The sequence below is a fragment of the Mycobacterium sp. genome (assembly GCF_051006775.1).
Taxonomy (GTDB): Bacteria; Actinomycetota; Actinomycetes; order Mycobacteriales; family Mycobacteriaceae; genus Mycobacterium.
Genome location: NZ_JBPCSX010000163.1, coordinates 1 through 7,440 on the forward strand (window position 1 = coordinate 1; position 7,440 = coordinate 7,440).

The following is a 7,440-nucleotide window of genomic DNA, read 5'->3' on the forward strand; positions in this document are numbered from 1 at the left end:
CGGCGGCGCTGAGTATCTGGTCGAGAACCGCCGGCGCACCCCCGATGACCTCGCTGACCGCGGTAGTGGCGGACAGCGACAAGGCCGCGAGGAGCACGCCTCCGTTGCCCCCTTCCAGCAGGGGGAAGTCGCGTGAGACCAGGACAACTCGCTGGGCGGTGGCCCCGGGGTCCGCGGCGCGTCCGGCGGCAACCGCCATGGTCAGTGCGTCCTCGTCCGGACCCGCCACGCATCGGCCGTACGACGTCCACGCCGGCAGATAGGTGCCGATTGAAACAACCTGACTCATGAAGCCTCGCTCTTGGGTCTGCAGGCGCGTAACTCCGCGGTTTAATGCGCTATATAGTTATAACATTCTAGCCAGCCTGCCGCCGAGTGCCGACGAGGGGTTCGACGTGACCGTGACGGAAGATTCGCAGTGACTTCGTTTGATTCGCTGAGCGCCCGCGACCCCGATCTAGTCAAATTGCGCTACGCGGTGCGCGACTTCCTGCGTGCCGACCGCGCCGAGTTCGGGTGGCAGCCCCTTGTCGACTCGTGGGTGACCGGGTGGGACGAGGGCTTCTCCGCCCGCCTGGGCGCCGCAGGATTCCTCGGCCTCACGATACCCACGCGGTACGGCGGGCACGACATGGGCCACTTACATCGGTATGTGGCGACCGAGGAACTGATGGCGGCCGGAGCGCCGGTAGCCGCACACTGGGTCGCCGATCGGCAGGTCGCACCCAGCCTGCTCAACCACGGCACCGAGGAACAGCGGGAGCGCCTGCTCCCCCAAATCGTCGCCGGAAAGCTCTTCTCGTCGATCGGCATGAGTGAACACGGCGCCGGATCCGATCTGGCTGCAGCTCAGACCAAAGCTGTCAGGACCGATGGTGGCTGGCTTCTGTCGGGGACCAAGGTGTGGACCAGCGGAGCTCACCATGCCCATCAGGTAGTGGTACTGGCCCGCACCAGCCCGCTGGATCCCCAGCACCGTCACGCCGGGTTCAGTCAGTTCCTCGTTCCGTGTTCGGCCGACGGCGTCCGCATCGAACCGATCATTCTGATGTCGGGGGCACACCACTTCAACGAAGTCATCCTCGAACAGGTTCTCGTCCCGGACGAGAACGTTCTCGGCGAGATCGGCAATGGCTGGCACCAGGTGACCTCTGAGCTGAGCTTCGAACGAAGCGGTCCCGACCGCATCATGTCCACCGCGCCATTGATCTTCGCAGCAATCCGCATACTCAAATCCCGCCCCAACCGCGACGAACACGACGCCGCAGGTGTCGGAGAGCTGCTGGCACGCTTGATCTCGCTGCGCCAACTGTCCCTGGCGGTGGCGCGCGCACTGACCGAGGGCGGCGACGCGGCCAATCAGGCAGCCCTGGTCAAGGATCTCGGCACCCGCTTCGAGGCAGACTCGGTTGAGTTGGTCTCCGAACTGCTCGAGTCGGCGACGATGACTCCGGACGTCATGGCGATGTTCGAGACCGCCGTGATGCACAAGCCGATGTTCACCCTGCGTGGCGGCACCAACGAGGTTTTGCGAGGCGTCGTCGCTCGCGGAATGGGACTCAGATGAGCACACTCTCCGGGGGCGTGTTCGCCGCCGCGCACCAGAGGGACGATGACGCCGAACTTCGTGATCTGGTCGACGAACTCGGCCAGCGGTCATACGACAGAGCGCTCGGCCAGCGCGTCGTGCCCAACCACCTCGACGCCGAGCTGTGGCACAACCTGCAGGAGACGGGTCTGGCGCGGCTGTCCAGCGCACCGGGATCGGAGGCCGGGCCACGCGAACTGGCCGTAGCCCTGTACGGGCTGGCTCGGCATGCGGCCGCGGTCCCCCTGGCCGAGACCGACGCGCTCGCCGGCTGGCTCGCTCAATGCCACGATCTCGACCTGCCCGACGGGCCCCTCACCGTGGCCATTGCCGACGCCCACCTTGAGGGGCGCCGCATCAAAGGAACGGCGCAGGCCGTGCCGTGGGCGAGGGCGTGCACAACCGTGTTGGCTGCCCGCGATCGAGACCGGCTGCTGGTCGGGGTGCTCGATCCGGCAACCACCACCGTTCACCACGCACACAACCTGGCGGGCGAACCGCGCGATGCGATGAACTTCGATGTGCCGGCCGATTCGCTGCACATCGCGGTCGCCTCGACGGCCGCCGAGCTCCAGACCCGGGGGGCGTGGTCGCGATGCGTACAGATAATCGGCGTTCTTGATGCCGCTGCGCGACTCACGGTGGAGCACACCCGCGGGCGGCAGCAGTTCGGCCGTCCACTGAGCGCGTTTCAATCCGTCCAGCAATCCCTGGCGGAAATGGCGGGCGAAATCGAACGGGCGCGCGCGGCCGTCGAACTAGCCGTGGCTGCCGCAGAAGAACATGGATTCGGTTCCCCGCACACCGATTGCGCGGTGACAGTCGCCAAGATCGTTGTGGGCCGAGCGGTCGCTCCAGTGACCACCACCGCCCACCAACTCCACGGAGCGATAGGCGTCACCCGTGAACATCCCCTCTGGCTGTTCACCCTTCGAGCCCAAAGCTGGGTCAACGAATTCGGCACCACCAACGAATTCGCTCGCCGACTCGGTCACCGTGCGCTCGACGCCGAGGACCCGTGGGAAATGGTTACCGGCTAACTGACTCACTCGATCAAACGCAACTGCAATGGAGGAAAACAAGTGACTGTGCAGCAATTCGAGGGCGCATCGGCGATCGTCAGCGGTGGCGCCGGAGGCCTTGGCGAGGCAGTGGTTCGTCGGCTGCACGCCGAGGGTCTGGGTGTCGTGATCGCCGACCTCGCCGCCGACAAGGGCAAGGCGTTGGCCGACGAACTCGGCAGTCGGGCGCTGTTCGCAAGCACCGACGTGACCAGCGAGGACAGCATTCGCGATGCGATCGCGCAGGCCAACAAGCTCGGCCAGCTGCGGTACGGGGTTGTCGCGCACGGCGGATTCGGTGTCGCGCAGCGGATCGTAGGTCGTGATGGCAGCCCCGCGGACTTCGGCACCTTTACCAAGACGATCGATCTGTACCTGAACGGCACCTACAACATGGCGCGACTGGTCGCCGCTTCGGTAGCGACCGCAGAGCCCCTGGCCAACGGCGAACGCGGAGCTTTGGTGTTGACCGCCTCGATCGCCGGATACGAAGGCCAGATCGGTCAAAGCGCCTACGCTGCAGCCAAAGCCGGTGTCATAGGGTTGACGATCGCCGCGGCCCGCGACCTGAGCTCCACCGGCATCCGGGTCAACACCGTCGCCCCAGGCACGATGAAAACACCGATGATGGAATCTGTGGGCGAAGAAGCCCTCGCGAAGTTCGCCGCCAACGTTCCGTTCCCGAAGCGCCTTGGAACACCTGACGAGTTCGCCGATGCCGTTACATTCCTGCTCACCAACAGCTACGTCAATGGTGAGGTCTTGCGACTGGACGGCGCACAACGATTCGCACCCAAGTAGGTGGGTCAAGGCCGCGGCGGCGACATCGTTGGCGGGGCATACGTGCGCGGGCGTTTACTCGCGCGAATACTTCCCGACGACGAATTCGCAGCGAACTACCTCGTGTCCTACTCGGTGGGGATTCTTTGCCCTGCCCAGCAGTGGCAGTTCCGTTCGCCACTCTCACGCCCGCAAAGTTGGGTTGACGAGCATTCGACGTGTCCTCGCAAGGGAACTGATAGCAGGCGCAAATGAGTAATTCATCCACCTTATTCGGAATTGAGTAGGTAAAGTTGCAGGTTCAATGGTTTGAGGACAGGCGATGAGACATCGGAAGTCCCTGGGACGCCGAGGCATCGTGGCAGTCGGCTCGTTCGCAGTGATGGTCGCGTCAACTGCGACGCCCACCGCGCACGCGGACAACAGCAGGTTGAACAACAGCGTCTTCGTCAACATCTACACGGCGCAGAAGCACAATGGTTGTCAGACGAATCCGCGGTTGGATGAGCGTCTGGTGGATGCCGCCCGGCGTCATACCTTGGATGCGATGAACAATCATGATGTCAACGGTCCCGTCGGATCTGATGGTTCGACGCCGCAGAGCAGAGCGGAGGCCGCGGGTTTCACCGGCGCGGTAGCTGAGACCGAAGCCATCAATGCGTCGATGGCGATCAACGGAATCGACATTCTGGGCCAGTGGTGGTGGGACCCGCCGTCGCGCGCCGCCATGGAGGACTGCAGCCACACCGCCATCGGGGTGTGGTCGGAGAACAGCCTGAACCGCAGCGTCGTCGTCGCGGTGTACGGCGCGCCCGCATAGGGGTCGGTGGCGGGTGCGGGTGCGCGCTCGAAATCGAATCTGATCCCGTGCGGATAGGCACGAACGTCTTCTCGGACTGGAGGTAGGGCGGGACAATGTCCATCGGTGACCCGAATCTGAGGTGATGGAGCGCTTCGGCACGGTAGGTGGTTGCCGGCACCCCGGCGCAGTCGCCGAAGTCAGGGCTGACCCTCCGTCATGCTGGCCGCCATCACCGTCATCGTCGCCCATTGGCCAGATGTCATCGCGCCGTCCACAGTGAGAACTTGGCCGTTCACGTACGCCGCACCTTCGCTGCACAGATAAGACACCGCGGCGGCGATGTCGTTCTCGGTACCGAGGCGACCCGCTGGGATGATGCGGCTCACGTCGGCCAGCAGTCCCAACGGTAGCAACTCATAGGTCTTGCCCATGTCGGTGATGCCCGAGGCGATACTGTTCACCCGGACTCCACCGCCCGCGAGTTCCATTGCCGCAGTGCGCGATACCATATCCAGAGCCGCCTTGCTGGCCGCGTAGGTAGCCAGGAACGGGGCGGGCTGGCTTCCGCCGATACTGCTCATGTTGATCACCACCCCGAAGCCCCGTTCGGACATCCCGGGGGTGAATGCCTTCATCAGCCGGACGGCTGCGAACACATTGACGTCGAAAACCCGCTTCCACGAATCGATGTCGGCCATCGACACCGGGGCCCAGGTTTCCTCGGCGGCAGCGTTGTTGACCAGGATGTCGACCGCGCCGGCTTCCCGTTGCAAGCGTTCGACGTCGGCGTCGTTGGTGATATCGGCGGCCAGCACGCGCGCATGCCCCCCGTCAGCCTCGATCTCGGCGGCGACTGTCTCCAGCGCCGCCGGGCCTCGGCCGACCAGCACCACGGTGGCGCCTTCGAGCGCGAGCCGGTGGGCAGATGCCCTGCCCAACCCGCGGCCCGCTCCGGTAACCACCGCTGTTCGGCCGTCGTGTGGGCGCTTGGCCATTCCCGTCACGGGTTGTACACGCTGTCGTGGAAGAACAGGATGCGCCCCACGACCAGGATCAGCGGCTGGGCGATGAAGATCGCGACGTTCATGGTGGTGATCCACACCGCGAGGCGGGCGAATTCACGCGTCAAACCCGGCTTCAGGGTGTGGACCCGGAAGAACTTCTCGTTCGGATAGTTCCCGTCGGGATCCGCGCGCGTCGCCAGTGTGATGGCCACGGCGAACAACAGGAACGGAATAGCCGGCCACACGAAGGAGATGGTGCCGCGATCCGAAGTCCATGCCGGCCCCACCGGCTCAGCGTAGGAGTACCACCCGAGCACGGTCATCAGGCGTTCGCCGAGGATGTCCACCGTGTAGAAAACGACCATGCACGAAACAATCAAGGCCCCAGTTGATTTCAGCGCCGGAATCATCCGCTGAACAGATCTGCTGAGCGGCGGAACGACCTTGAGCAAGATGATGCATTCCACTGCGAAGAACACGCCGTACCCGAAGATCACTCCGACCGGCTTCCAGTAGGTCTGGTACCAGGTCGATGTCCAACCGGGCCACGCCACGAAGTCGCGGTTGTACACCAGATAGGAGCCCCAATCCGCCGGCCACTCGATCCAGAACATGGTGGTCCCGGCCAGGAACAGCAGTGCGGGCATCGAGAACCTGCGGTTCCTGACCAGCCGGGTAATGAACAGCGCCAGAAGCGAGGCCCAGACGACCGGGAACACGTAGCTGAAGACCCATGGCGCGATCGGGTCATCGAGTTGGTCCGACGGGTACGGCGGCTCGGCGGAATTGTTGTCGGTGATGATCACCGTGCCGACGACGGTCGCGGCCAGTACACCCACGACCGCCCATGGGAACCAGGCGGCCGACCGCGTCCGCCAGTCCGTTGATGCGCTGTTCGTCTGTAGTTCACTGGTTGTCATCGTCGGCCTCTCTGTCGGTTTTCGATGATGCGCATTGACCAGGCAACTGCCTTGGCTTCGGTTCGCCCGATGACGCCGGTACCGACGTGTGCGACCCGAGTCGTGCGGCCCCCGATTGCCATGCTTGCTCCTGACGTCTTCGAGATAACCGACACACTAGTCGAAAGACGGATGGGCAGCACAGAGCGTTTCGGATCCAGGATCCAGCAGCCGTGAGCTTCCCCTTCACGCACCGGACCACTGAAGGGGCATGCGCACTAGCTGTACTAGGCCACAGTAGGTGGGCGATTCTCCGAGACACCGATTCGGAGCGCATCGAAGCGCCCGCGACTGGCAAGTCATAGCAGAACCGCTCCATCATCGACTGCAGAGCCAGCCCTTGGATCAATGGATCCACGCCGCGGATCCAATCACCGCGGCGCGACGCCACCAGAGCACGGCCGAGTATCCGGGCCCATCATCTCCGTGCCTCAGAATCCGGTTCCGCGCCGCGTTCTGCCAGTGTCCGGCGCCGCCACTCGCCCATGCGACTGTCCACCGGTAGTGCCTATATCCCGAGGGTCGATATTAGCGACCGATCACGCCACAGAATAGGCCCTGCCTAAAGGTGATGTCCGTAGTGAGATAGGCCAAAATCGTTACATTCCATGGTGTCCCGCATCTGAATCACTGCGCGCTCGGCTAGAGGGTCTGCCGATAGGGTCCGACCGAAGCGCAGAGTTCGACGCCCGACGGGTGCAGGTTGCCGCAACCGCGTCCGGTCGCGATGTAGGTGGCACCGCTTCGGTATGGCGCGAAGAAGACGCGCACCGGGTCCCACATCGGTTGGAAACTGCACTCGGGCGGGCTGTAGCCCTGCAGTTCGACGCACACCGTCAACGAGTTCATTGAAATGTTGCCGTTGCACGGTCCAGGTGTCAGAGACGCGGTCACCATGGTCGTGCCGGATACGGTGGTGACGGACGGTGGCGTGAGCGTGTAGGTACACGAGGCTGTGTCAGTAGCGTCGGCTTCTGGTGCGGCGTGCGAAACCCCGTTGCCTGAGGCCAACGTGACCGCAACGGCGAGCATCGCAGCTGCGCTGGTCCGCAAGACATTCATCGTCGTGTTCACATCGTCTCCTCTGGTTCGGTCAGCTGCCGCGGTACCGTCCATGTCAGACGGGGTCGAACTTCGAGATCAGCCACCGACCGTCAACCTTCTCCAACCCCACGCTCACTGCGGAAGTCAAGGTTGTAGGGGCCGTCGAACCAACCGTGGTCGTCTGGTTGACGAACACCAGCGC

The 7,440-nt window shown here is 64.0% G+C and carries 7 protein-coding genes and 1 pseudogene; 4 read left to right on the top strand and 4 right to left on the bottom strand.

Going from position 1 to position 7,440, the window contains the following annotated elements; translation table 11 throughout:
* Positions 1–289, bottom strand: a pseudogene (locus tag ACR2JI_RS11695) (hypothetical protein); the annotation flags it as partial.
* A 129-nt stretch (positions 290–418) separates the two neighbouring features.
* On the opposite strand from ACR2JI_RS11695, the gene ACR2JI_RS11700 reads away from it, so the two are divergent.
* The 4 genes from ACR2JI_RS11700 to ACR2JI_RS11715 all read left to right on the top strand — a co-directional run bounded on the left by ACR2JI_RS11700 (position 419) and on the right by ACR2JI_RS11715 (position 4,249).
* Entirely contained in the window at positions 419–1,567 is a 1,149-nt protein-coding gene (locus ACR2JI_RS11700) for an acyl-CoA dehydrogenase family protein (RefSeq protein ID WP_526390243.1), read from the top strand.
* Entirely contained in the window at positions 1,564–2,628 is a 1,065-nt protein-coding gene (locus ACR2JI_RS11705; RefSeq protein WP_526390244.1) for an acyl-CoA dehydrogenase family protein, read from the top strand. The genes ACR2JI_RS11700 and ACR2JI_RS11705 overlap by 4 nt, the downstream gene beginning before the upstream one ends.
* Before the next feature lie 42 nt (positions 2,629–2,670).
* Entirely contained in the window at positions 2,671–3,450 is a 780-nt protein-coding gene (locus tag ACR2JI_RS11710) for an SDR family oxidoreductase (protein WP_526390245.1), read from the top strand.
* Positions 3,451–3,751: 301 nt separating this feature from the next.
* A complete protein-coding gene (locus tag ACR2JI_RS11715) occupies positions 3,752–4,249 on the top strand; it encodes a CAP domain-containing protein (protein WP_526390246.1) in 498 nt (165 codons plus the stop codon).
* A gap of 179 nt (positions 4,250–4,428) precedes the next feature.
* Here ACR2JI_RS11715 and ACR2JI_RS11720 read toward each other — a convergent pair whose 3' ends face one another.
* The 3 genes from ACR2JI_RS11720 to ACR2JI_RS11730 form a co-directional block, all read right to left on the bottom strand.
* A complete protein-coding gene (locus ACR2JI_RS11720; RefSeq protein ID WP_526390249.1) occupies positions 4,429–5,226 on the bottom strand; it encodes an SDR family NAD(P)-dependent oxidoreductase in 798 nt (265 codons plus the stop codon).
* A 5-nt stretch (positions 5,227–5,231) separates the two neighbouring features.
* Positions 5,232–6,155 carry a spirocyclase AveC family protein gene (locus ACR2JI_RS11725; RefSeq protein WP_526390247.1) on the bottom strand — a complete coding sequence of 308 codons (924 nt, stop codon included), beginning with the start codon at positions 6,153–6,155 and terminating at the stop codon, positions 5,232–5,234.
* 681 nt (positions 6,156–6,836) lie between these two features.
* Positions 6,837–7,091, bottom strand: coding sequence for a hypothetical protein (locus ACR2JI_RS11730; RefSeq protein ID WP_526390248.1), 255 nt, complete (start codon positions 7,089–7,091; stop codon positions 6,837–6,839).
* Positions 7,092–7,440: the final 349 nt, after the last annotated feature.